The sequence below is a fragment of the Rhodococcus sp. NCIMB 12038 genome (assembly GCF_002165735.1).
GTDB lineage: Bacteria > Actinomycetota > Actinomycetes > Mycobacteriales > Mycobacteriaceae > Rhodococcus_F.
Genome location: NZ_NHML01000020.1, coordinates 49712 through 72366, shown reverse-complemented (window position 1 = coordinate 72366; position 22655 = coordinate 49712). Strand labels below are relative to the sequence as shown.

Annotated in this window: 22 protein-coding genes and 2 pseudogenes; 10 read left to right on the top strand and 14 right to left on the bottom strand. The window is 68.3% G+C overall.

What is annotated here, in order from left to right; all coding sequences use genetic code 11:
- Positions 1-85: 85 nt before the first annotated feature.
- A complete protein-coding gene (locus CA951_RS27725) occupies positions 86-1447 on the top strand; it encodes an MFS transporter (RefSeq protein ID WP_087559889.1) in 1362 nt (453 codons plus the stop codon).
- The gene (locus CA951_RS27720) at positions 1444-3054 is read left to right on the top strand and encodes an alpha/beta hydrolase (RefSeq protein WP_087559888.1); all 1611 of its coding nucleotides are present in this window, start codon (positions 1444-1446) and stop codon (positions 3052-3054) included. The genes CA951_RS27725 and CA951_RS27720 overlap by 4 nt, the downstream gene beginning before the upstream one ends.
- Positions 3055-3076: 22 nt before the next feature.
- Here the strand turns inward: CA951_RS27720 and CA951_RS27715 are convergent, their stop codons facing one another.
- Positions 3077-4165, bottom strand: a complete 1089-nt coding sequence (locus tag CA951_RS27715) for an Lrp/AsnC family transcriptional regulator (protein ID WP_218780520.1) — start codon at positions 4163-4165, stop codon at positions 3077-3079.
- A 142-nt stretch (positions 4166-4307) separates the two neighbouring features.
- On the opposite strand from CA951_RS27715, the gene CA951_RS27710 reads away from it, so the two are divergent.
- On the top strand, positions 4308-5609 hold the full coding sequence (locus tag CA951_RS27710; protein WP_087559886.1) for an MFS transporter: 1302 nt from the start codon (positions 4308-4310) through the stop codon (positions 5607-5609).
- Positions 5610-5728: 119 nt separating this feature from the next.
- Positions 5729-6906: pseudogene (locus CA951_RS27705) on the top strand (amidohydrolase).
- Between the two features lie 45 nt (positions 6907-6951).
- On the opposite strand, the gene CA951_RS27700 reads toward CA951_RS27705, so the two are convergent.
- The 8 genes from CA951_RS27700 to CA951_RS27665 all read right to left on the bottom strand — a co-directional run bounded on the left by CA951_RS27700 (position 6952) and on the right by CA951_RS27665 (position 14953).
- Positions 6952-7794, bottom strand: coding sequence for a metallophosphoesterase (locus CA951_RS27700; protein ID WP_087559885.1), 843 nt, complete (start codon positions 7792-7794; stop codon positions 6952-6954).
- A 38-nt stretch (positions 7795-7832) separates the two neighbouring features.
- Positions 7833-8735 carry a carbohydrate ABC transporter permease gene (locus tag CA951_RS27695; RefSeq protein ID WP_087559884.1) on the bottom strand — a complete coding sequence of 301 codons (903 nt, stop codon included), beginning with the start codon at positions 8733-8735 and terminating at the stop codon, positions 7833-7835.
- Positions 8736-8756: 21 nt separating this feature from the next.
- Complete coding sequence (locus CA951_RS27690) at positions 8757-9725, bottom strand: carbohydrate ABC transporter permease (protein ID WP_087559883.1); 969 nt, start codon at positions 9723-9725, stop codon at positions 8757-8759.
- 4 nt (positions 9726-9729) lie between these two features.
- Positions 9730-10596, bottom strand: coding sequence for a phosphodiesterase (locus CA951_RS27685; RefSeq protein WP_087559882.1), 867 nt, complete (start codon positions 10594-10596; stop codon positions 9730-9732).
- A 31-nt stretch (positions 10597-10627) separates the two neighbouring features.
- Positions 10628-11338, bottom strand: a complete 711-nt coding sequence (locus tag CA951_RS27680) for a tyrosine-protein phosphatase (protein ID WP_256974105.1) — start codon at positions 11336-11338, stop codon at positions 10628-10630.
- Positions 11339-11411: 73 nt separating this feature from the next.
- Positions 11412-12773 (bottom strand): extracellular solute-binding protein, encoded by a 1362-nt coding sequence (locus CA951_RS27675; protein WP_087559880.1) that lies wholly within the window; start codon positions 12771-12773, stop codon positions 11412-11414.
- Positions 12773-13942 carry an ABC transporter ATP-binding protein gene (locus CA951_RS27670; RefSeq protein ID WP_087559879.1) on the bottom strand — a complete coding sequence of 390 codons (1170 nt, stop codon included), beginning with the start codon at positions 13940-13942 and terminating at the stop codon, positions 12773-12775. Before CA951_RS27670 ends, CA951_RS27675 begins: the two co-directional genes overlap by 1 nt.
- Positions 13943-14083: 141 nt before the next feature.
- Positions 14084-14953 carry a MurR/RpiR family transcriptional regulator gene (locus tag CA951_RS27665; RefSeq protein ID WP_087559878.1) on the bottom strand — a complete coding sequence of 290 codons (870 nt, stop codon included), beginning with the start codon at positions 14951-14953 and terminating at the stop codon, positions 14084-14086.
- Between the two features lie 18 nt (positions 14954-14971).
- Here CA951_RS27665 and CA951_RS45210 point away from each other — a divergent pair.
- Positions 14972-15097: pseudogene (locus CA951_RS45210) on the top strand (three-helix bundle dimerization domain-containing protein); the annotation flags it as partial.
- Between the two features lie 16 nt (positions 15098-15113).
- Here the strand turns inward: CA951_RS45210 and CA951_RS27660 are convergent.
- From CA951_RS27660 to CA951_RS27640, 5 genes are all read right to left on the bottom strand, one after another.
- Complete coding sequence (locus CA951_RS27660; RefSeq protein WP_256974104.1) at positions 15114-15929, bottom strand: FAD:protein FMN transferase; 816 nt, start codon at positions 15927-15929, stop codon at positions 15114-15116.
- Positions 15926-16414, bottom strand: coding sequence for an FMN-binding protein (locus tag CA951_RS27655; RefSeq protein WP_087559877.1), 489 nt, complete (start codon positions 16412-16414; stop codon positions 15926-15928). The genes CA951_RS27660 and CA951_RS27655 overlap by 4 nt, the downstream gene beginning before the upstream one ends.
- A gap of 7 nt (positions 16415-16421) precedes the next feature.
- Positions 16422-17867, bottom strand: coding sequence for a ferric reductase-like transmembrane domain-containing protein (locus tag CA951_RS27650; RefSeq protein ID WP_087559876.1), 1446 nt, complete (start codon positions 17865-17867; stop codon positions 16422-16424).
- 127 nt (positions 17868-17994) lie between these two features.
- Positions 17995-18660, bottom strand: a complete 666-nt coding sequence (locus tag CA951_RS27645) for a zf-HC2 domain-containing protein (RefSeq protein ID WP_256974103.1) — start codon at positions 18658-18660, stop codon at positions 17995-17997.
- Positions 18650-19195, bottom strand: coding sequence for a sigma-70 family RNA polymerase sigma factor (locus CA951_RS27640; RefSeq protein ID WP_179220322.1), 546 nt, complete (start codon positions 19193-19195; stop codon positions 18650-18652). Before CA951_RS27640 ends, CA951_RS27645 begins: the two co-directional genes overlap by 11 nt.
- A 222-nt stretch (positions 19196-19417) precedes the next feature.
- Here CA951_RS27640 and CA951_RS27635 point away from each other — a divergent pair, with 222 nt between their 5' ends.
- The 5 genes from CA951_RS27635 to CA951_RS27615 are packed head-to-tail and all read left to right on the top strand — an operon-like array spanning position 19418 to position 22649.
- Complete coding sequence (locus CA951_RS27635; RefSeq protein WP_256974102.1) at positions 19418-19915, top strand: hypothetical protein; 498 nt, start codon at positions 19418-19420, stop codon at positions 19913-19915.
- Entirely contained in the window at positions 19899-21020 is a 1122-nt protein-coding gene (locus CA951_RS27630; protein WP_087559873.1) for a catalase family peroxidase, read from the top strand. The genes CA951_RS27635 and CA951_RS27630 overlap by 17 nt, the downstream gene beginning before the upstream one ends.
- Positions 21010-21594 (top strand): cytochrome b, encoded by a 585-nt coding sequence (locus tag CA951_RS27625; protein ID WP_087559872.1) that lies wholly within the window; start codon positions 21010-21012, stop codon positions 21592-21594. Before CA951_RS27630 ends, CA951_RS27625 begins: the two co-directional genes overlap by 11 nt.
- A 27-nt stretch (positions 21595-21621) precedes the next feature.
- Positions 21622-21951, top strand: coding sequence for a helix-turn-helix transcriptional regulator (locus CA951_RS27620; protein ID WP_087559871.1), 330 nt, complete (start codon positions 21622-21624; stop codon positions 21949-21951).
- A complete protein-coding gene (locus tag CA951_RS27615) occupies positions 21951-22649 on the top strand; it encodes a cation transporter (RefSeq protein ID WP_087559870.1) in 699 nt (232 codons plus the stop codon). Before CA951_RS27620 ends, CA951_RS27615 begins: the two co-directional genes overlap by 1 nt.
- Positions 22650-22655: the final 6 nt, after the last annotated feature.

The window sequence follows — 22655 nt, the reverse complement described above, 5'->3', positions numbered from 1 at the left end:
AGATTGATATTTCCGTGAGCCCGGTCATGCCGGACACAATCGAGCGACCCGGAACACTCTCGCCCGAAATCGAGGAACGCCCACGATGTCCCCAACCATCTCCACGCCCGACGCGTCCAGAAGAGCGGCGCTGGCCAGCTTCCTAGGCAGCGCCGTCGAGTACTACGACTTCATGATCTACGGCACGGCCTCGGCGCTGGTGTTCAGCACGGTCTTCTTCCCGGACGTCGATCCGGTTCTCGGGACGCTGTCCTCGGTGGCCACGTTCGGTGTCGGCTACGTTGCCCGGCCGGTCGGGTCGATCATCCTCGGGCACTTCGGTGACCGCGTGGGCCGCCAGAAGATGCTGATGTTCACCATCGTGCTCATGGGCGTGGCGACGTTCCTCATCGGTTGCCTGCCCGGGTACGACCGGATCGGTGCGCTCGCCCCCGCCGCCCTCGTTCTTCTCCGGATCTGCCAGGGGTTGTCGGCGGCCGGCGAGCAGGCCGGTGCGAACGCGATGACCCTCGAGCACGCTCCCGAAAAGAAGCGGGCGCTCTACACGAGTTGGGCGATGGCGGGGACCCAGACGGGAATCCTGCTCGGAACACTCATGTTCATCCCGATCGCCGCACTGCCGGACGACGCGCTCTACAGTTGGGGCTGGCGTGTTCCGTTCCTCTTGAGTGCCGCGCTCGTGCTCGTCACGGTCTGGATTCGGCGCAATGTGCCGGAGCCCGAGATCTTCACCGCCTCGAAGGAATCCGGCGACATCGCACGCTTCCCCGTCGTCTCCCTCGTGAAAAATCACTGGGCCAGCATGATTCGCGTCATGCTGTGCAGCTTGCTCGCGGTCATCGGCACCGTCATGCAGGTGTTCGGTCTCGCCTACGCGACGAAGACCGTCGGGATTCCCGCCGGCGACATGCTGACCGTCACCGTCGTCACCTCGGTCGTATCTGTAGTCACGATTCCCCTATGGGCCACGGTGGCGGACCGGATCGGACGTAAGCCCGTCTTCGTCGGTGGGATGCTCGTCGCGGCGGTGATGATCTTCGGATATTTCTATGCCCTGAGCACCGCCAACATCTGGTTCGTCTTCGCCGCAGCACTTCTCATGAATGTCGGCGCCTCCGGTGCCGGGGCGCTGCAGCCCGCGCTGTACACCGAGATGTTCGAGGCGAAGGTCCGGTTCTCCGGCGTCGCAGTGTCCACCCAGTTCGGTGTTCTGCTCGCCGGCTTCGCACCCGCCATCGGCTACGCCATCCTGGGCTCGGGCCAGTGGGGTTGGATCCCCGTCGCGATCTTCACTGCGATCTGCTGCCTCGTCTCGGCCGCATCCGCGGCCACCGCCCGCGAGACGAAGTCCGTCGCCCTGCACGACCTCGGCAGCGCGCAGTCCCCGGTTCTGCGGGAGGCACACGCCCCCCTCGACCACGTCAACGTCACAGCAGGTGAACGATGAGCCGTCTCCATACCACTGCAGGCCCCCTCACCTGGGGCTCCGAGGCCTACCCGGTGCCCCGGCCGCGACGGAGCGAGACCGGCGAACTCGTCTACGACGGCCTCGCGTACGCGGTCCACGAAGGCTACCGGCCGCTGTTCCTCGATCTGCGTCTGCCCGCGGAGCAGACCGGCCCGACCCCCGTCGTCGTCTGGATCCACGGCGGCGGGTGGGTGCATGGCTCGCGCCGGCGGCAGTCACCCAACATCGACGACCACCGGGTGCTCGAGAGCATCACCGCAGCCGGATACGCGGTCGCCGTGATCGACTACCGCCTCATCCTCGAGGCCGCGTTCCCTGCCGCGCTGCTCGATGTGCGCGACGCCGTCGACTGGCTCCACCTGCACGCCGATCATTTCGGGCTCGACCGGACTCGCATCGCGCTCTGGGGTGAATCCGCCGGGGCACACCTCGCGATGATGGCCACCTGGTGTGACGACGCCACCCTCCTCGGCTCGAGCACCGTTCCTTCCGTCGCAGCCGTCGTCGAGTGGTACGGACCCTCCCGGATGGTCGGGCACAGCGGATTCGCAGACGACCGGTCGGGCGAAACTACCGGCTATGTCACCAATCCCATGGTCAACATCATCTCCGGCAGCGGCTGGTCAGCAGAGCAACTGTCACCGCTCACGTGGACCTCGGCCGCGCGCTGCCCGGTGTTCATCGCGCACGGGCGGCACGACGAACTGTCGGTCGCCGACAGTGTCGAGTTGCACGCGGCTCTCCGTACCTACGGAGTCGACACCGAACTCCTCGTGGTGGACGGTGGTCACGTGTTCGTCGGCTCCGACACCATCGACGACGTCGTCGCCTGCAGCATCGACTTCCTCGACCGCGTGATGCCGACGTCTACTGTGGCTCTCGACGCCACCGAAGTCGAGAGCGCTGATGGCATGGGTCCGACTCTGCGGGTGGCCGAATTCGCGATCGAAGGGCCGAATCGCCCCATCCGTGCCCGCATTACCGAACCCGAAACCTTCGGTGGCGGCGTAGTTCTCCACGTCTGCGGTTCACAACAGGAACACGCCGCGATGATCGCCGAGGGAACGTCGAGTGTCGTGGTCGAGCTCGATCTTTCATCGTCCGAGGACAACCCGGGCCTCGTGGCCGGGGACGTCGTCGCGGCCGCGGAATGGATCCGGACGCACGCGCACGAGTTCCTCGTCGACCCCGTGCAGCTGGTGCTCGCCGCAGATGGCGCGGGTGCTGCCCTCGCCGTCGCGGCCGCACTCGACTGCGCCGTCGAGGAGATTCCCGTGCAGGCACTGTTCCTGCTCTCCCCGATCACCGATCCGGCGCTCGCAGGTCCCCTCGAGTCCCTGCCCACCACGATCATGACCACCGGTGGGTGCGACCATCTCGACTTCCGTTTCGCGCGCCGGCTCCGAGAGGCAGGCGTGCCGGTCCTGCACCGAGTCGAGCGCCCGGGCTCGTCAGCGGCACAGGTGATCTCCGCGATCACGGACGACCTCGATCGCTTTCTGCGCCGGAGCCGGTCCCGATACGGCGAACCAGCCGCCCAAACGTGGTCGGAGCGAGAGGCGATGGTCGCCGAAAGTCGGAGGTGATCAAGCACTTTTGTCGCGGTCCCTACATCTCCAGCGGGATGTGCTCGGCGGCGGTGCCGTCCGGGTGGAGCAGCTGCCCCATGCGTTTGACGGTGCGCAGGGTCACGGTGCGTGCGGTGATGCTCAGGCCCGGGATCCGCTCACCGAAATGACCCTCGAGCCGGGCGGTCTCCTCCGCCGAGCGTGACCACACCGACACGAGAAGGTTGCAGTTGCCGGTCACCGCGGCGCACAGGCGCACGTCGGGGAGGGCGGAGAGTTCGCGGGCGGCGCCGTCGAGACGATCGGCAGGCACATTCATCCGGTAGGTGGCGAGGAGTCGCCAACCCGCAAGCTGCTGGGCGAAGTCGCAACGAAAGAGGATCTCGCCCTGGCGGATCATCCGCTGCAACCGGCGTCGCGCGGTCGGCTCGGCGATGCCGGTGGCGGCGGCGAGTTCGGCGTAACTGCGGCGGCCGTCACCACCGAGTGCCCGGAGCAGGACGAGGTCCGGGCTCGAGGATGCATCCGGGTGCGTCCACGCCGGACGCGTGCCCAGTTGAGCGCGCTGGTCCCTGTCCAATGCGCGCACGCGCCAACTGCTGCCCTCCCGGTAACCGCGCAGCGACACCCGGGTGTTCACCGACAGCGCCCCGTCGTGTGCGCCGAGGTCGTGGCTCAGGAAGCGCGCGAGCGCGGCAGGCCCGCGCGTCACGACGCTGAGGAACAGATCGAAGTCACCCGCCACCTGCTCGAGGCTGAACACCCGCGGATCGGCGACGAGCTGGTCGATCAGTGGCTCGATCGCGCCGGGACTGCAGCGGACTTCCACGTATGCGACGCAGTGATCGTCCGACGGCGTCGGATACGCGGTGACCCAGGACAGCCCGAGTTCCGTCAGGCGGTGCCAGCGGCGGGCCGCGGTGGTCGCCCCGATGCCCAGCGCGGTGCCGACCTGCGACCAGGGCGCACGTGGACTGGTCTGGAGGGCGTCGATCAGGGCCAGGTCCAGCTCGTCGAACGGTGGACGCCCACCCGTCGACGATGCCTCGTCGCCGCGTCGACTGTCGGTTTCCGGCATGCCCGACGGTGTGGTGACGGAATCCTGCGTATTCGTTCTCGCGACCCTCATGGTTCCTAGTCTTCACCCAGTGCGCGGCGGCAGTGTCGGAGGCGCCGTCCGCAGCATCGTCAGAACCGGCACGGCGAAGCCTGTGCCGAGGCGTCGACTTGGTGTGTCGGTGATCCGCCGACCCTGTCATCCGGGAGAAACTGTGAAACATCCAGCAGACGAACACCGCGCCACCGCCGGTCGGACCCCACTCGACCGGGCAGCGCGGATCACGGTGATCCTTCTGTTCGCCGCGTGGGTCGTCGACTACATCGATCGCCTCGCGATCAACCTCGCGCTGCCCTCGATCGGTGCCGAGTTCGGTCTCGGCCACACCCAGCAGGGCATGGTCATCTCCGCGTTCTTCCTCTCCTACGCGCTGTGCCAGATCCCCGGCGGACTGCTCGCCGACCGGTTCGGTTCGCGACGGGTGGTCTCCTGGTCGCTGCTGATCTGGTCGCTGTTCACCGCCTTGACCGGCACTGCCTGGGCGTTCGCCGTGCTGCTGGCGATCCGGTTCGTGTTCGGGGTGGGGCAGGGGGTGTATCCCGCGGCGGCCATGAAGGCGGTCGCCGAGCGCACCGCACCGGGCCAGCGCATGACGGCGACCGGATGGGCGCAGAGTTCCAACGCCTTCGGCGCGGTGCTAGCCCCACTTATCGCGGCGCCGATCATCGCCGTGTGGGGCTGGCGGATGTCGTTCTTTGCGGTCGCCGGACTCGGGGTACTGGTCTGGGCGGCGATCCAACTGTGGCTGCCCGCCACGTTGTCGCAGTCCGACGAAACCGAGGTCCGACCGGACGGACAGGGCGGATTGCGGACCGTTCTCGCTTCCGGGGTCATGTGGCGGTTCACCCTGATGTTCTTCGGCTACGGCATCATCGTGTGGGGCTTGAATTCCTGGATCCCGTCCTATCTCCAGACCGAACGCGGCATCTCGCTCACGGGTTCCGGGTTGCTGTCCGCGATCCCGGCCCTGGTCGGTGGCGTCGCGATCATCGTCGGCGGCAAGCTCATCGATCGTCTCGGCGGCCGGCATCGGGTGATCGTCCTCCCCGCGATGACGGTCTGCGCGGTGTGCATCCTCTTCCTGAACCGGGTGACGTCGCTGGCCGAATTCGTCGCGCTTCTGTCGCTGGCCACCGCGTCCGCCACGCTGTGCTACATGCCGATCTTCGCGATACCCATGCGCACGCTGCCTGCCGGGCTCGTCGGCACCGGGTCGGGGATGATCAACTTCGGCGGTCAGGCCGCGGGGTTCATCACCCCGATGGTGATGGGCGCGTTGGTCGATCGCTATTCCTACACCGCCGCGTTCGGCTTCCTCGTCGTCGGTGCCGTCCTCGCGGGCGCGTTCGCGTTCGGAACACCGCAGCGTCCCAACGCTTTCAGTGCATCCATTGCGCCCCGCGAGCCACAACGCCCGAACTCACCCAGCCATGACAATGTAAGGACCCCACGATGACCGAGTTCTCCCAGACCGTCGTTCTGCCCACCGGCACTCCCGCCAAGGCCGGGCTGGAGGTATTGCTGCCCGCGCTCACCGACCTCTACCGCGATCTGCACGCACACCCCGAATTGTCCATGCAGGAGAACAGGACCGCGGACATCGTCGCGGCGGTGCTGCGTGCGCAGGGCTGGGAGGTCACCGAGGGCGTCGGCCGGACCGGCGTCGTCGGTGTGCTCCACAACGGCGACGGGCCCGTGGTGCTGCTGCGCGCCGACATGGACGGACTGCCGGTCCGCGAGGACACCGGACTCGACTACGCCTCCACCGACACCGGGATCGATCCCGACGGGGTGACGGTGCCGGTCATGCATGCGTGCGGTCACGACGTGCACGTCACCTGTCTTCTCGGCGCCGCCGCGCTGTACGCCGCGGACCGCTCCCTGTGGCGCGGCACTCTCGTGGTGGTCTTCCAGCCCGGCGAGGAGACCGCGCAGGGAGCTCGGGCGATGGTCGACGACGGTTTCGTCGAGCGCTTCCCCCGACCGAATGTATGCCTGGGCCAGCACGTCGGACCGTTCCCGCCGGCACGATCGTCACCCGCCCCGGAACATTGATGGCTGCCGCCGACAGTTTCCGGATCCGGCTCTTCGGGCGCGGCGGGCACGGATCGGCGCCGGAGCACACCGTCGATCCCATCGTCATGGGCTCGGCCGTGGTGGGGCGGCTTCAGGCGGTCGTGTCGCGTGAGGTGGCCGCGGGTGATTCGGCAGTAGTCACCGTGGGTTCGTTCCACAGCGGCCACAAGGAAAACATCATCCCCGACGAGGCGGAACTGAAGATCAACGTCCGCACGTTCGATCCGCAGGTGCGGGACCGGGTACTGCCCGCGATCCGCCGCGTCGTCAACGCCGAGGCCGCCGCATCCGGTGCGCCGAAGGACCCGGAGTTCAGCCCGCTCAACGACTTTCCGCTGACGATCAACGACAAGGCTGCCACCGAGCGGGTCGTCGCCGCACTCGCCGGCGCCTTCGGTTCGGACCGGATACTGCCGATGCCACGTCCACTCGCCGGCAGCGAAGACTTCGGTCTGTTCGCCACGGCCGCCGGATGTCCCTCCGTCTTCTGGCATTTCGGGGGCGCCGACCCCGCGGCGTTCGCCCACCTGGACCTCACCGCCACGGCGTCCGTGGCACTGCCCGAGGGAGTGCCGACCAACCACTCGCCGCAGTTCGCCCCGGTGATAGACCCGACCCTCGACACCGGGGTGCGGGCCCTACTCGCCGCGGCGGCCGCCTGGAACGCAGCGAGCTGAGACGGTTCGGCTTCACCGCGGGACGGCGAGTGGTGGATCCGGGGCTCAGCCGACGGGGCTGTCCGCGAGCACCTCGATCGCCTCGACCACTTCGGGAACGGCGGTGATGTGGACGTCGTCGAGGCCGGGCACCGACCGGTAGCCGGCCCGGACGGCGCCGTCGGTGCAGTCGTACTCGACGATGCCGAGTTGGTGGAGCGGGCCGGCGAAGGTGTCGTCCTCGCCGGCGACGAAGGCGGTGGCCGGTGCCCATACCTCGATCGCCTCGCCGCGGCGGGTCTGCCGGTAGCAGTGCAGGTGTCCGCTGCCGACTGCGGCGAGTGACACCGTCTCGAGCAGTTCCAGCAGGCGGGCGCGGGAGTCACCGATGTCGAAGGCGTGCTCGCTCGGCTCCGGGATCGCCTGCCAGATCGGCTTGTGCAGGAACACGATCACCCGCTGCGTGGCCGGAATGTCGCGGATCGTGTTTTCGATCCACGTCCACTGTTCGGTCTCCCGGTCCAGTCCCGAGCCGAAGAGTTCACTGTCGAGGCCGAGGACGGTGAAGCCTTCGGTGTCGTGGCGCCAGTGGTCGGGGCCCCACACCTTCTCGAACGCGGAGATTCGCTCGTCGGTGACGCCGATGCCCTTCCAGGGGGTCGCGCCGGGCTCGCCGATGTCGTGGTTGCCCGGCACGACGAGGACCGGGGCGGTGAACTTCTGCATCAAGGTGTGGGCGTGGGTACGGTCGGCGTCGTCGTCGGGGTGGATGATCACGATGTCGCCGGAGTGCACGACGAGGTCGGGCCTGACCGTGTTGTTGACGTAGTCGACGACGCGGTCGAAATTCTCCTGGGTGCGGCCACCGCGCGCGGTCAGGTGGGTGTCGCTGATCTGGACGATCTTCACGGAAAGCTCCTTCGAAGGGGGAATGGTGAAACGAACGACTATTTGAGGCCGGAGCGCACGAACGCGTCGCGGACGTAGCGCTGCAGGAATAGGTAGATGAAGAAGATGGGCAGGCACGCCATGCCGGACGCGGCCATGACAGCGCCCCAGTTGTTGCCCTCCTCGCCGAGGAATCCGCGGATTCCGATCTGGACCACGGCATTGGACTGCCGCATCACCAGCGAGGGCCACAGGTACTCGTTCCAGGCGGAGATGAACAGCATGATGCCCAGTGCCGCGAGCGCCGGTCTCATGTTGGGCAGCACCACCTTCCACAGGGTGGCCCACGAGTTCTGTCCGTCGATGAGGCTGGCGTCCAGCAGTTCCCGCGGAAACGCCTCCATGTGCTGACGCATCAGCAGGACCCCGAACGCCGAGCACAGGTTGGGGATCACGATGCCCGCCACGGTGTTGAGCAGACCCATCTGTGAGATCAGCAGGTAGTTTGGGATCATCGTCACCTGGAACGGCACCAGCCACGATCCGACGAACAGCAGGAACAGCACCTGCTTGCCGAAGAACGTCCACCGCGAGAACGCGTAGGCGGCGAGGATCGCGACCACCAACTGGCTCGTTGCCATCGCGAATGCCATGACGAACGTGTTGCCGAGCATCGACACCATCGGCAGGGTTTCCCACACGTAGCGGACATTGGCGAGGGAGAACGGCGAGGGAACCGGATTGATGGACAACGCGTCCTCCGGCGCGCGGAACGCGGTGGCGAACATCCAGTACACCGGGAACACGCTGAAGAGGGTCACCACGGCGAGGACCACGTGACCGGTCGCAAGCCGGGGCAGCGAGCGAGTGGCGACGGGAGCGTCGCCGGGATCGCGAGCCGGGGGTGCCGCGGTCGTGGCGACCGCGGGGTTGGCCGGCCCGTCGACGAGTACAAATGTCATGAGTGGTCCTCGTTCTCGATCTCAGTTGTCGTAGAAACTCAGTCGGTCCGACAGGCGGACGAACACGATCGCGATGAGCCCGAAGCCGAGGAAGAACAGCGTTCCCGCGGCGGCGGACAGTCCGGCGTCGAAGTTCTGGAACCCGAACTGGTAGAGCAGGTAGTAGATGTTCGTGGAGGCGCCGCTGGGTCCGCCCTGGGTGACGATGTCGATGATCGGGTAGGCCCACTGCGCCCCGAGGAGGATCGTCATCAGTCCGAGGAACACCAACGTCGGCGACAACAGCGGAAGGATGATCCGGCGGGTGATCGTTGCCTGCGAGGCGCCGTCGAGAGCGGCCGCCGACGCGTAGTCGGGACTGATGCCGGCCAGCCCGGCGGAGACAACGAGAACACCGAATCCGAGCATCTGCCACCCGACGATGAGCACCACACCGGCCAGCGCCAGCGAGGGTTCACGGAAGACGTTCCCCAGTTCGAAGCCCAGCGTTGCTGCGACCCGGGGAATCGTGCCGCCGTCGGGATTGAACAGCCAGCGCCAGATCGCGCTCCCGGCAACCGGTGTGACCAGGAACGGGACGAAGATCAACGCCTGGTACACGGTCTTCGCCCGCCCCGACACCCGGTTCGAGAGCAGCGCCACGACCACGGGGAGCAGCAACGAGAACACCATGAACGCGAGCACGTACACGACGGTGTTGCGCAGTGCCTGATGGAGTTCGGGCAGCGCGAGCACCCGCGTGTAGTTGTCCAGGCCCACCGGTGTTTTCGGGCTGGTGGGGACCATGTTCCACTTGTAGAACGAGAGCCCGAAGGTTTCGGCGAGCGGCTTGTAGATCCAGACGATCAGCAGCACGACGGCGGGCAGCAGGTACAGGTACGGGGTGAGACCGCGGACCACGCGGCCGGTACGGGACGGGCGGACGGTGGCCGCGCGGTCCGTATCGGACGGCGTGACCGGCGCGGCCACGGCGGAGACTTCGACGAACATCGGACTACCGCACCGCGCCGGTGGTGAGTTGCTCGATCGACGCGCGCATCTCCTCGGCGGACATCTCGTAGACGGTCGGCGACACCTCCAGCGGAACAACGGTGTGCAGGACGCGGTCCCGGTAGACGTGCACCATGTTGAAACCCTGGGCGCCGTCCTGACCGCGGAGACCGCCTTGGTCGACGAGTAGGTCCTGGGTGTAGCAGGTCGCGGACGCCACCGAGACAGGGATCCCGGCGAACGTGCACGTCGTCGAATAGTGCAGGTGGCCGGCGAGGATGCCGCGGACGTCGGTCCCTGCGAGCACCGTCTCGAGTCGATGCTGATCCTGCAACTCCACCTGCTCGATGGCGTCGAGCAGGCTCGGCACCGGGGGGTGGTGCAACGCGAGCAGGGTGCCGTGCGGCGCGGGTTCCGCGAGCACCTCGGTGAGCCATGCGAGCTGCTCGTCGCTGATCAGACCGTGATGGAACCCCGGAACCGTGCTGTCCAGAACGATGATCCGCAGCCCGTTGACGTCGACGACGGCGTCGACGGAGTCCTGGGTGGGTTCGGAGTCGAGCAGGCCGCTCCGGAAGGCCGGGCGGGCGTCGTGATTGCCCATCACCCAGATCACCTTCGCGCCGAGACGTTCGGCGGCGGGCTCGACGATCCGGCGCAACCGTACGTACGCCTCGGGCTCGCCCATGTCGGCGAGGTCGCCGGTGAACACGATGGCCTCGGGGCGCTGGCCGGTCTTCTCGAGCCGCTCGAACAGCCGGGAGAGGTTGGCGTCGCTGTCGACGCAGTCGTGCAGCAGGTCACCGTCGGTGACGAAGTGGGTGTCGCTCAGATGCAGGATGTAGTGGTCGGGTGGGCCGTACTGGGACATGACGGTGGTACTCCTCGAAGAAGGTGGGGGGTCAGGCGACGAGCGCGGCGCGCAGGTCGTCGAGTTCGGCCGCGGTCATGCCGTGGGCGAGCAGGTACTCGCGGACGCCGCCGTGCGAGTCGGTGATCGACTCCAGCGTCGCCTGCATGAGTGCCGCCGGGCTGGCATTAATCATGTGGTGGTCGGTACCGTCGGGGAGACCGCGGGTGCGCATCTTCTCGAGCATCGTGGCGGTCCAGTCCCCGGCCAGCAAGATCTCCGTCATCGCGTAGTCCGCGACGATGTCCCGCTGGTCGACACCGACCGCGGCGAGGGTCAGCGCGACGACCAGACCGGTGCGGTCCTTGCCGGCGGTGCAGTGCACCACGGTGGGCTCGTCACCCGAGGTGGCGATCGCGCGGACCGCACGGGTCAGCCGGCCGCCGTGGCGTCCGATCATCTCCCGGTACACGACCGCCAGGTCCAGGTTGGGGCGGTCGGGGTCGAGTGCGCCGTCGAAGACGGGCAGGTGCAGGACGCGGTGCCCGACGCCGTCGAGCGCGCTCGGACTCTCGTCCAACTCCTGCTGTTCGCGCAGGTCGATCACGAGGGCGAGGCCGCGCGCACAGAGGGCGTCGCGGGCGTCCTGGTCGAGTCGGTGCAGCGCGTCCGAGCGGAACAGCTTGTTCCATCTGGTGATCGCGCCCTCCGCAGTGGCGAACCCACCGAGGTCGCGAAAGTTGTAGGTGCCGTTCAGGTTCAAGCGCCGATGGTGTCGGGGCGCCGGAAGAGTACTGGTCATGGGTCGCGTCTCGTTCGATCGGAGGGATAGGTGACTACTGGATGAGTTCCTGCACGCGCTGCTGCGCGGCCGCCATGGTGGGCGCGGGATCCTTGCCGTAGAAGACCGCGTCCTCGATGGCCTGGGCGAGGATGTCGTCGGCCTGCACGTAGCTGTTGCCGGGGTAGGACTTCCACGGCTCGAGCCGGTCGAGCTGGCTCAGGTTGGGGGCGAGGAGCGGGTTGCCGTCGGCCCACGATTTCAAGGTGGCGGGGTCCTGGGTCAGCGAGGTCCGCAGCGGCAGGTAGCCGATCTTGCTGGAGATCTCGGTGTAGGCGTGATCGCTGGTCATGAATTTGATGAACTCCCACGAGGCCCGCTGCTTCACCGGGTCCTGGGAGAAGGTGAACAGTGCCGACCCGGAGTTGGTGGGCACCGCCTGCCGTCCCTCGAACGCCGGCATCGGGGCTGCGCGCAACTCCCAGCCGCCCGTCGTCGCCGCTTTCATGAACATGCCCTGCACGGCCGACGTCTGCAACTGGATGGCGACGTCGCCCTTGGCGAAGCTTTCGGCTTGCGTCGCCGAGCTGATGTTGGCGAGCACGCCGTCGTCGTACATCTGACGCAGCGCGGTCACGGCCGAAACTGCCTCGGGTTCACCGAATTCGATGGTCTTGCGGTCCGGCGACAGCACGTCGCCGCCCGCCGAACGGAACAGGGCCTGCATGCACCAGTTGCCGCCCTTCACCGAGCACGACACCGACAGTGCGGGCTTGCCCGTCGCGGCGGTGACGGCCTTGGCGGCGGCCGCCACCTTCGGCCAGGTGGACAGGTCGGCGTCGGCGGGCAGTCCCGCCTTTGCCAGCGCCGTCGCGTTGTAGAACAGAGTGGGGGTGGAGAACACGTACGGAATACCGTACGTTTCGCCGTTCCAGTCGCCGAGGGTCGCCGCCCGCGGGTGGAACGGGTGCGCGCCGGCGAAGTTCGCCTGCACGGCATCCTTGCCTGCCACCGCGTCGAGGGACTTCGCACCGAGCTGGTTGACGGCGAAGTCGAGGGTGTCGAAGGTCAGCTGGGCGACGTCGGGCGGCGAGCCGGCCAGCATCTGGGTCTGGACGCTGCTCGCCGTGCCCGAACCCACGGCGCCGCCGCCCTGCGGCGGCTGTCCCTTCACGTGGATGTTCGGGTGCTCGGACTCGAAGTCGGCGATCAGCCCGTTGATGGTGTCGGACCACAGGCCTGCCTGTGCCAGGTTGTAGGACTCGAAGACGATGTCCACCTGCTGGTTCGGGTCGAGTTCGGGCACCGGCTGATCGCTGCCCCCCGGCCCGGCGGCAGCCCCGCCGGTGGCACAACCGGCCAGGGTGGCCATGGCCACGGCCGCCACCAGGACGGCCGAGAGTTTCGTTCTACGCATCACACTGCTCCTGTTGCGAAAGATTCGGTGGTGGAACGGTTCACCGCGGGGTGAACCGGAGACGGAAGGTCGGTGTGTTCGGGCAGATCCACCCATTCCAGGCGGCGACCGGTCGCGCGGTCGAACAGGTGCAGGTGCGCAGCGTCGGCGGTGAGGACGGCGGACCGGTGCGGGCGCAACGCGATCGGTCGCGGTGCCCGCACGCAGACGGTGGACCCACCCACCTCGCAGTAGGCGACCTGCTCGCTGCCGAGGTTCTCGACGGAGGTCACGTCCACCGACAGTCGCACCGGCAGGTCGGCGCCAGGCTCTGTGATCCGGAGGTGTTCGGGGCGGATCCCCAGGACGATGTCGCGGCCCTCGGTCTGTCCCGGCCACAGCGAAGCATGGACGCCGTCTGTGGCGGCCACGACGCTGCCGCCGACGGTGCGGACCCGGGCGTCGATCAGGTTCATGGCCGGGCTGCCGAGGAAGCCGGCGACGAACACCGACGCGGGCCTGTCGTAGACGTCCTCCGGGGTGCCGAGTTGTTCGAGGGCCCCGTTGTTCAGCAGCGCGATTCGCGTCGCCATCGTCATTGCCTCGACCTGGTCGTGGGTGACGTACACGAAGGTCGCGCCGAGACGCCGGTGGAGTTCGGTCAGTTCGCGGCGGGTCGCGGTCCGCAGTTTGGCGTCGAGGTTCGACAACGGCTCGTCCATGAGAAACGCCTTGGGATTGCGGACGATGGCGCGGCCGACGGCCACTCGCTGCCGCTGTCCGCCGGACAGTTCCTTCGGCTTGCGGCCGAGGAGGTGAGCGATGTCGAGTTGCTGCGCGACGGCGTCGACGCGTTCGGCGGCGTCCGCCTTGCGCATCTTCTTCACCCGCAGCGGGAACGCGAGGTTCTTCGCGACGCTCAGATGGGGGTACAGGGCGTAGTTCTGGAAGACCATCGCCACGTCCCGCCTCCGCGCCGGCGCGATCGTGATGTCCTCGTCGTCGAGGAGGATCCGGCCGCTGGTGGGTTCGAGCAGGCCCGCGAGCATGCGCAGCAGCGTGGTCTTCCCGCAGCCGCTCGGCCCGAGTAGGACCAGGAAGTCGCCGTCCCGGATGTCGAGGTCGATGTTGTCGACGGCGGTGACGCCTCCGAATGTGCGACTCAGGTTCTCGATTCGAATCCTGCCCATGGCCTTCTCCCGATGAAATGCTGTTACCCGATCACGTCGAATCGGGAATTTTGGTTTCAGCGGAAGTTAGCCAGGCTAAAGTGAACGCGGGCCGAACGGACCGCCAAGCATCGGTGATGCTTGGCGCAACGTCCCGGCCGATCACGGATTGATCAGCGGCACAATCTGCTTGAATGTCGCGGCCGCCGCCTCCGCCGAACCGCCCCTCGCCTCGCAAACTGCGATCTGCAGTCCGATCAGGAACGCGACCTGCACGACCGTCGCCGACGCACCGAGCCCGCCCCACGGCCCGGTTCCGCCCCCGACGACCAGCGCGATATCGGACAACTCCACCAGTGTCGACCTGGCGTAGCTCGTTACCCCGATCACCGTGGCCCCCGCCGTCCGCGCCGCCTCGACGGGGCGGATGGTGACGGAGTTGAGCCCGCTGTCGCTGACCGCGAGCAGCACGTCCCGCGAGGTGAGCTGCCCCGCGGTGAGCTGCTGGATCACGGCGTCACTCGGCGCCTCTACGGGCCGTCCGTTGAGCATGAACCGGACCGCGACGGCCGCCGCGGACGGGCCCGAGCCGCCGTTCCCGACAACAAGGACCCGCTCCGCCGCGGCCAGCGCGCGGACCGCCCGGTCGAACGCCTCCTCGTCGAGCGGTGCGAGTGCGCCGCCGAGGTCGGTGGCCAGTTCGGTGAACACGGCTCGTAGCAGCCCGGCGCCGACCTGTGCGCCCGGCTCCGCATCCGCCGCGGGCGTGTTCGCTGCCCCGAGGTCGCGCAGCAGCAGCATCCGCAGGTGCTGGAATCCCTTGAATCCGAGGTTCTGGCACGCCCGGACCACGGTGGCGTTCGACGTCCCCGCGTGTTCCGCGACGTCGGCTGCCGACCACCACGCCACGTCCCGGGGACGCTCCACGCACACGTCCGCCACTCGGCGCTCGCTCGGCGCGAGCTTGGGCGCGACGGCGCGGATGGCGGCCAGGGTGGCCCCGACGGGCGGATCGTCCAGTGACGTACTCATGCCCCTGAATAGCACACGGTGGTGAACACCGGGAGCGACCGGCTTGCCGTGGAGCACGCCGACGTGCCGCGCGACATGGTCGAGCAGATCGCGCGCGACCTTCGACGCGGGGCGGTGCGCGATTTCGTTCCACTGCTGGTCGAACGGTCCGCGAAGCCCGCTACCGGTCAGCGGGAGTTGCTGCGCGGCTGGTGGTTCCGTCCGCCCAGACGACCAGGTAGGAGCGTCCGGGCCGGGTGTCGAGCCAGTCGGCGGCGTGTTCGCCCAGTGCGTAGGCGGCGGTGGCGTCGATGTCTGCCCAGGTCAATGTGTCGGCGATGACGGTGACCGAGGCGACGCCGGTGGGAGGCTCGCCGGTGCGGGCATCGACGAGGTGGTTGCCGCGGTGCGCGGTGCCGGAGGTGGCGACCGCACTGGTGTGCACGGGCACGGTGGCAATGAGAGTTCGCGTGTCGAAGGGGTTCTCGATTCCGATGCGCCACGGCGCCGCGTCGGGGTCGAGGGTGCGGCAGGTCATGTCGCCGCCCGCGGAGAGGCAGAAGTCGGTGGCGTCCAGTGCCCGGAGGTGCTCGGCGGCCCGCTCGACCGCCCAGCCTTTCACGACTCCGTCGGGGTCGAGGAAGATCTCGCCGGTGGGTCCGGGTCGGCGGATCGCGAAGGCGCCACCGGATTCGCGTTCGGCGCGGTGGCCGAGCGCGAAGACCTCGGCCACCGCGGCGGGCAGTTGATCGGTTCCCTTCTCTCCTCGGATCATTGCGGAAAGGAAGGAGTCCGGTCGATACGTGCTGAAGAGCTGATCCGTCGCACGCAAGGAGGCGAGTGCGTCGGTCCAGGCCTGGCGGCCGCGGCGATCGGCGGCGTGCCGTCCCCGCATCGCCAGACTGATCGGCATCCCCATCACGTGCTGGACATAGCGCTGCGTGGCCTTGCAGCGCATCGAATCGGATGTGGACCCGGGCACGGTGTCGACGCTCACAGCCCCGCCTCGTCGAGAGCGGACTGCAGCGACTGCACATAGCCGGCGCTCGTGACGGTGGCACCGCTCACCATGTCGATGTCCGCACTTTGTTCGGCGAGGGTCTCGTCCACCAGCACGGGCAGGGCGCGGGCATTGATCTGCTGGTCCTTGCCGTTGCCGTCCGGATACTGCGGAACGGTCACGTCGGTGATCGTGCCGCCCGACACTACGATCTGCACTTGCACGGGACCCCAACGGGTCTGGGCTGTGGAACCGGTGATCGTGGACGAGGACTCCGGTGCAGGGTCGCCGTCCGCGGCAGTCGGTTCGGATGGTTCCGGGGGCTCGGAGGACCCTGTGGGTCCGAGATTTCCGGGTAGGGAGGTGGAGGCGACGACGGTGTCGGGCGTCGCGTCCATCGGGCCCTCGGTGGAGGTGTGGTACCCGAACAGCAGCACACCCGCGGTGATCGTGCTCAGCAGCCATGTGACGATGCGTTTCATCGAGAGGTCACCACCTGAAGGTTTCGGAGTGGACGCGGCTGTCGGGGACGCCGGCCGCGCGGGTTGTGCGGTGAACCGCGTCGGTCCACGGCTGCGGACCGCAGATGTAGACCTCGCGGGAGGCGACGTCGGGTATCCACTGGGTCAGTGCGGTGAGATCGTCGATCTCGTCCATGCCGCTGCCGAGCCACGACGTGGGGGACCGCCGTGGGCCGGGGAGCCACACGATCTGCAGACCTCGTCGCTCGGCCAGGTGCTGGAGCTCCCGGACGAACAACGGTTCGGAGGTGTAGCGCAGCAGGATGATCGCCTCCCTGGGCCGATAGTCGAGTTCTTCGGCCAGGGCACGTAGTGGGGCCGCGCCGACGCCGGCCCCGATCAGTGCAACCCGCCGCGTACCGTGGGTGCGGCGTGAGGACCGCCCGTAGGGGCCTTCGAACAGCACCGGTGTACCCGGCGCCAGGGTGTGGGCGCGGGAGCTGCCCTCGCCGAGTGCTTTGACGGAGATCCGTAGGCTGCGTCCGTCAGGGGCGGCCGAGAGTGAGTAGGGGTTGGCCCGGGTCCACCCGGGGCCGCTCAGGAATCGCCAGTGGAAGAACTGGCCCGCGGACGCGGGCAAACGGTCGAGTCGGCGTCCGGACAGGTGAACCGAGACGACACCGTCGCCTTCGGGAACGACGGCGGTGACGCGCAGCCGGTGTCGTGCATTGCGCCACAACGGAAGACCGACGCGCCATACGAGTACGGCCGCAACGGCGAGGGCCCACAGGGTCCACCAGTAGACCGTCGCCGCGGATGAGGTGAGGAACTCCTGACCGGTCCAGAGTTGGTGCGGAACAGCGAGTCCCACGCCCAGATACGCGTAGAGATGAAGCAGGTGCCAGCTCTCGTAGCGCAGCCGGTCCCGCACCCACCGGATGCTGGTGACCACGACCATCAACAACAGCGCAGTACCGGCAACGGCCAACAACATCCCGGGATAGTCGACGGTCAAGTCCCACAGCATCGCCGGACTCCGGGTGAGGTCGCCACCGGCGTATCCCCAGGTGATGATGCAGATATGCCCGACCATGACCGCGACGGACGTCGATCCGACGATGCGGTGTAACCCGATCAGCCGGTCCTGACCGAAGGCGCGCTCGAGGATCGGAATACGCGCGACGAGGAAGACCTGCGCGAGGAGAAGGTCGGCGGAAACCAGCCCGGCGAGGCGCCCAACGGACATCAGCGCGGTCTCGGGCACCACGAGATCCTCGATACCGCCGTCGGCCGTCCACCAGTAACAGACCACCAGGAGACTGAGCCAGAGCGAGACGCCGGCACCATAGCGGACGCCGGCATCGAACTGCCGAGCGGTGAACCGCTCCGCGGTGTGACGATCCGGGCGACTCCGATCGCTGTGCCGCGTATACGGCGCTACTGGCGATTCGATGGGGATCGGTTCGGTTCGCATGGGCTGTCCCTCGGGCGCGCGGTCGTGGAGTGCGGGCACGTCGCCCGGATACCCAGGATCGGCGACGGAACTGGGTACCCGGATCGAGGTAGCTGTGAGTTTCCTGCGAAGCGATTCGATGGCACCGTTACGGGTGCAGCGGTGCCTGCAAAATGGCGGTGTCGTCGCCGGGTGCGCTGACGCCGAGCGTGGTGGCGTCGGACATCGGTAGCGCCGCGGCGAGGTTCATCGACATCTTCCGGTCGCCGCCGGCGATGAAACTGCCTGCGTTCATGCGACTTCCGTCGGGTCGTTGCAGCCAGACGTTGTACGTGCTGCCCTGGGGGAGTCCGGTGACGTCGAGGCTGATCCCGGTTCCCCAGGCGCGGTTCTCCACCCGCGCGGACGCCTCCACGCCCGCGGCGGGCGCGGTGAAGGCCACCGGCTGTCCGGGCGGGGTGCTCGGGACGAGGGTGCGGAGGAAGAATCCGCCGGTGAGCAGTCCGAGAGCGGTGACGGCGGCCGCGGCGACGATCGCGACCCGGCGGTGCCGTTGCCGGCTGCGTTCGCGGTCGAGCGTCGCGAGGATCGTGCCGGGTAGTGCGGGGGACGGCGCCGGCGGCGGCTCGAGCAGTCGGTCGGGGTCTGCTTGCCCCAGGACCGAGGCCACCGGGGTCAGCTCGATCAACTCGGCCCGGCAGTCCGGGCATCCGTCCAGGTGGGCGCGTACCGCCACGGCTTCGTGGTCGTCGAGGCGCCCGAGCGCGTACATGCCCAGCAAGGTGTGCATCTGTCGGCAGCGATCACTGGTCACCGTGCCACCCCATTTCTTCCAGTACGAGTTTGAGCGCCTTCAGCCCGTAGTACACCCGACTGCGCACGGTGCCCACGGGGATGCCGAGTTCCGCCGCGACCTCGCTGGTGGACCGGTCGCGCAGATGAATCTCGACGAGTACGACGCGATGCTGTTCGGACAGTCGCCGCAGCGCCTCCTCGACCTGCAGTCCCACCAGCAACTGTTCCAGCGGGCGCTCGGGCACCGGAACGTCGGGCGGCTCGGTGTCGGCGAGCTGGGGCCGGGCGGCCCGCGCCCGGCTCGCGTCGATCACCACGTTGCGGCAGATGGCATACAGCCAGGTCCGGACGGTGGAACGCTGCGGGTCGTACCGGTCCGCGCCGCGCCAGGCGCGGAGGAACGTCTCCTGCACCACTTCCTCCGCGCGTCCCCGGTCTCCGAGCGAGCGGTAGGCGAGGGCGAACAGTTCGCCGGCGTGATCGTCGTAGACGGTCCTCAACACCGCGTTGTCGGCCAAATTCCCGACCGACTCCTCCGCCCGCTTGCGCGACATGCGTAGCCGCACGACCTCACCTCCTGCAACACCGGAAATGTCGTCGGCCCGCCCGACGTCCGCCAGGGTGTACGGACGTGAGTGCCGCGGCGTTCACCGTCGATTCTCCACCAGCGTCTTCGTGAAAGTTCGCGGCCGCCGTGAACGCGGCCGGCCCGCGGTCCGTACTCCCCGGCGTCGTCCGCGATCGGCGGGCGGCATCGAAGAGAGAACGGAGATCTGATGATCGCGAAGCGAGCGATTCTCGCGGTGGCCTGCGCGGGCGCTGCGGTTGCCCTGATGTCGGGCTGCAGCCAGGCGGCCGAGGCCCCGGCGGATGCGACGACCAGCATGCAAGGCGCAGCGCCGACGACCGGCGTAGCGGATGCAGCGGATGCAGCGCCGACGCTCGGCACGCGGGAGACCGCGCTGGGCACCGTGCTGACCGACGGCGACGGCTTCACGCTCTACCGTTTCGACGAGGACACCGCCGACCTGGTGAAGTGCGTGGGCCCGTGTGCCGAGATCTGGCCGCCGACACAAGGCACGCCGGTACCCAACCCGAACTCCATCCTGCCGGGCACGGTGGGCACGACGACGCGTCCCGATGGCGTCGAGCAGGCGACCTACGACGGTCATCCTCTCTACCGGTTCGCCAAGGACACGGCCCCCGGAGTGACGAGCGGAGACGGGGTCAAGGGGACGTGGCACGTGGTGACGGTCGATGCCGCGCAGGGGTGACGGTCACGAACCCTCGGTCGGTGGTCGGTCAGGGGCAAGCGTCACCCGGCGTAGCGCCCTGATCGGCATGGCGGCGGTCGGTGCGATCGCCGCGGTGGACGTCGGTGGGTTCCTGTTCGCCGGCGGCCGGCTGACCCCGCACAGCGTCACCCCGTCGCAGTTCGTCGATCGGTTCGAGCAGGTTTTCGGCCGGCACGAGGGGTTCCGGCGGAACCACGCGAAGGGCGTGAGTGCCACGGGGTGGTTCACGCCGACCGGCGCCGGGTCCGCGGTGTCCACGGCGAGCGTCTTCCGGGCCGGCGGCCGCCACCCCGTCACCGGGCGGTTCTCGTTGTCGGGCGGGCTGCCCGACGCCGTCGACGCCGCCGACACCGTGCGCGGTCTGGGATTGGTCTTCCGGTTGCCCGAGGGAGAGCAATGGCGGACCGCGATGATCGACAGTCCGGTGTTTCCCGACCGCACGCCGGACGGTTTCCGCGATCGGCTGCTCGCCTCGAAGAAGGTCCCGGACACGGGCAAGCCCGATCCGGCCGCGATGGCCTCGTTCCTGGCATGCCATCCCGAGACGGCGGCGGCGATGGACGTCATCCGGCAACAGCCTCGCACTTCCGGGTTCGGGGACAGCACATTTCACGGGCTCAATGCCTTCCGGTGCACCGACCGTTCCGGGGGCACGGTTCCGGTGCGCTGGAAGCTGGTGCCGCAGCAACCTGTCCGGCATCCCGGCGCCGAGGAGGAGTCCGGCCGCGACTACCTGTTCGACGCCCTCGTCCGGGACGTCACGCGAGGACCACTGCGCTGGCGGATGATCCTCACGATCGGGGAGGCGGGGGACTCGACGGACGATGCCACCCGACCGTGGCCGGCCGACAGGAAGACCCTCGACGTGGGCACGCTGACCGTCGATGCGATCGACACCGAAGCGCCGGACAATGCGCGGGACGTCAACTTCGATCCGCTCGTACTGCCGAACGGCATTGCGCCGTCGGATGATCCACTGCTCAGTGCACGGTCCGCGGTCTACGCGGAATCGTTCAACCGGCGGTCCGGTGAGCCGAAATCGCCGAGTCGAGTCAATGTTTCGGAGGTGCCCGATGAGCGATAGCCCGACACGGTATGCGTTCACGTCGCGGGTGCTGCACTGGGTGATGGCGATCCTGGTGATCGCACAACTCTTCCTCGGCGTCGCGATGGTGGCGTCGTTGGACGCCTACCATTTGTTGCGGACGGTGCATCAACCGCTGGGGTTCGCGATTCTCGTCCTCGCGGTCGTGCGCATCGGCAACCGGATCCTCCACCGTCCGCCGCCGTCCGCCGGGATGCGGCCCGCCGAGCGGATGGTCGCGACCGGGTCGGAATGCCTGCTCTACGGACTCCTGGTGCTGCAACCGGTCACCGGGTGGGCGATGCTGTCGGCGGGCGGGTTCCCGATCGCCCTCACCGCGCAGCTGAGTCTGCCCGCGATCGCTCCCCGCGATCCGGATCTGTACTCGGTGTTGCGGCAGTCCCACACGGTGCTCGGGTACCTACTGTTCGCAGCGTTCACCGCGCACCTGTGCGCCATCCTGTTCCACACGTTCGTCCTGCGTGACCGGATTCTCGGCCGGATGACGATGGGGCGCCGGCACCGGCCCGCCCAGCCGCCGCAACGACAGGATCAAGAGTTCAGGGTTTCCTGAATACAGGAATCGCTGTATCGTCGGGCCATGGAGATGGTGATCCACCGCGACGCGCTGGCCCGGTTCGGATACGCCTTGTCGGACACGACGCGCACGCAGATCCTGCTGAGCCTGCGGTCGGGGCCCGGGTATCCGTCCGAGCTGGCCGAACAGATCGGGGTATCGCGTCAGATCCTGTCGAATCACCTGGCCTGCCTGCGTGGTTGCGGCCTCGTCGTCGCGGCGCCGGAGGGGCGGCGGACGCGGTACGAACTGGCGGATCCGCGGATCGGGCGCGCGCTGGACGACCTGATCGGCCTGGTGCTGGCCGTCGATCCGTCCTGCTGCCCGGACGCCGAGACCGACGGCTGCTGCTGATGGCGTCGGAACTCGGAATGCCCGCCACGCGAACGGCTCTCACCGCGCAGCGGCGGCAGGTCCTGGGGCGGCGGATCCGGTGGTTCGTGGCCGCGACGATCAGCTACAACGTGCTCGAGGCGGTCATCGCGCTGAGCGAGGGCGCGCGGGTGTCGTCGACCGCGCTGATCGGATTCGGCCTCGACTCGGTCATCGAGGTGTCCTCCGCGGCGGCCGTGGCCTGGCAGTTCGCCGGGAAGGACCCGGAATCGCGGGAGCGGGTGACGCTGCGGATCATCGCGTTCTCGTTCTTCGCGTTGGCCGTGTATGTCACGGTCGACGCGATCCGTTCCCTCTTCGGCATCGGCGAAGCGGAGCACTCGATCGTCGGGATCGCCCTGGCGGCAGTCAGTCTCGCGATCATGCCCGTGCTGTCGTGGGCGCAGAGGCGCGCGGGACGCGAACTCGGCTCCCTCTCGGCGGTCGCCGATTCCAAACAGACCCTGCTGTGCACCTACCTGTCCGCCGTCCTGCTGGTGGGGCTGCTGCTCAACTCCCTGCTGGGGTGGTCCTGGGCCGACCCGATCGCGGCCCTGGTCATCGCCGCGATCGCGGTCAAGGAGGGCATCAACGCCTGGCAGGGCGACACCTGCTGCCCGGCGCCGGTCACCACCTCCGGTGCCGGCGCCGGTCCTGCCTGCGACTGCTGCGACGACTGAAAGGTC

Bases quoted from the DNA above. Each gene is read 5' to 3' on its own strand.
- CA951_RS27615 (WP_087559870.1), top strand. From the start codon at position 21,951: ATGGCGTCGGAACTCGGAATGCCCGCCACGCGAACGGCTCTCACCGCG.
- CA951_RS27630 (WP_087559873.1), top strand. From the start codon at position 19,899: ATGCCGCGCAGGGGTGACGGTCACGAACCCTCGGTCGGTGGTCGGTCA.
- CA951_RS27620 (WP_087559871.1), top strand. From the start codon at position 21,622: ATGGAGATGGTGATCCACCGCGACGCGCTGGCCCGGTTCGGATACGCC.
- CA951_RS27715 (WP_218780520.1), bottom strand. From the start codon at position 4,165: ATGAGGGTCGCGAGAACGAATACGCAGGATTCCGTCACCACACCGTCG.
- CA951_RS27720 (WP_087559888.1), top strand. From the start codon at position 1,444: ATGAGCCGTCTCCATACCACTGCAGGCCCCCTCACCTGGGGCTCCGAG.
- CA951_RS27685 (WP_087559882.1), bottom strand. From the start codon at position 10,596: ATGTCCCAGTACGGCCCACCCGACCACTACATCCTGCATCTGAGCGAC.
- CA951_RS27625 (WP_087559872.1), top strand. From the start codon at position 21,010: ATGAGCGATAGCCCGACACGGTATGCGTTCACGTCGCGGGTGCTGCAC.
- CA951_RS27635 (WP_256974102.1), top strand. From the start codon at position 19,418: ATGATCGCGAAGCGAGCGATTCTCGCGGTGGCCTGCGCGGGCGCTGCG.
- CA951_RS27690 (WP_087559883.1), bottom strand. From the start codon at position 9,725: ATGTTCGTCGAAGTCTCCGCCGTGGCCGCGCCGGTCACGCCGTCCGAT.
- CA951_RS27670 (WP_087559879.1), bottom strand. From the start codon at position 13,942: ATGGGCAGGATTCGAATCGAGAACCTGAGTCGCACATTCGGAGGCGTC.
- CA951_RS27695 (WP_087559884.1), bottom strand. From the start codon at position 8,735: ATGACATTTGTACTCGTCGACGGGCCGGCCAACCCCGCGGTCGCCACG.
- CA951_RS27665 (WP_087559878.1), bottom strand. From the start codon at position 14,953: ATGAGTACGTCACTGGACGATCCGCCCGTCGGGGCCACCCTGGCCGCC.
- CA951_RS27725 (WP_087559889.1), top strand. From the start codon at position 86: ATGTCCCCAACCATCTCCACGCCCGACGCGTCCAGAAGAGCGGCGCTG.
- CA951_RS27675 (WP_087559880.1), bottom strand. From the start codon at position 12,773: ATGCGTAGAACGAAACTCTCGGCCGTCCTGGTGGCGGCCGTGGCCATG.
- CA951_RS27640 (WP_179220322.1), bottom strand. From the start codon at position 19,195: ATGTCGCGCAAGCGGGCGGAGGAGTCGGTCGGGAATTTGGCCGACAAC.
- CA951_RS27655 (WP_087559877.1), bottom strand. From the start codon at position 16,414: ATGAAACGCATCGTCACATGGCTGCTGAGCACGATCACCGCGGGTGTG.
- CA951_RS27650 (WP_087559876.1), bottom strand. From the start codon at position 17,867: ATGCGAACCGAACCGATCCCCATCGAATCGCCAGTAGCGCCGTATACG.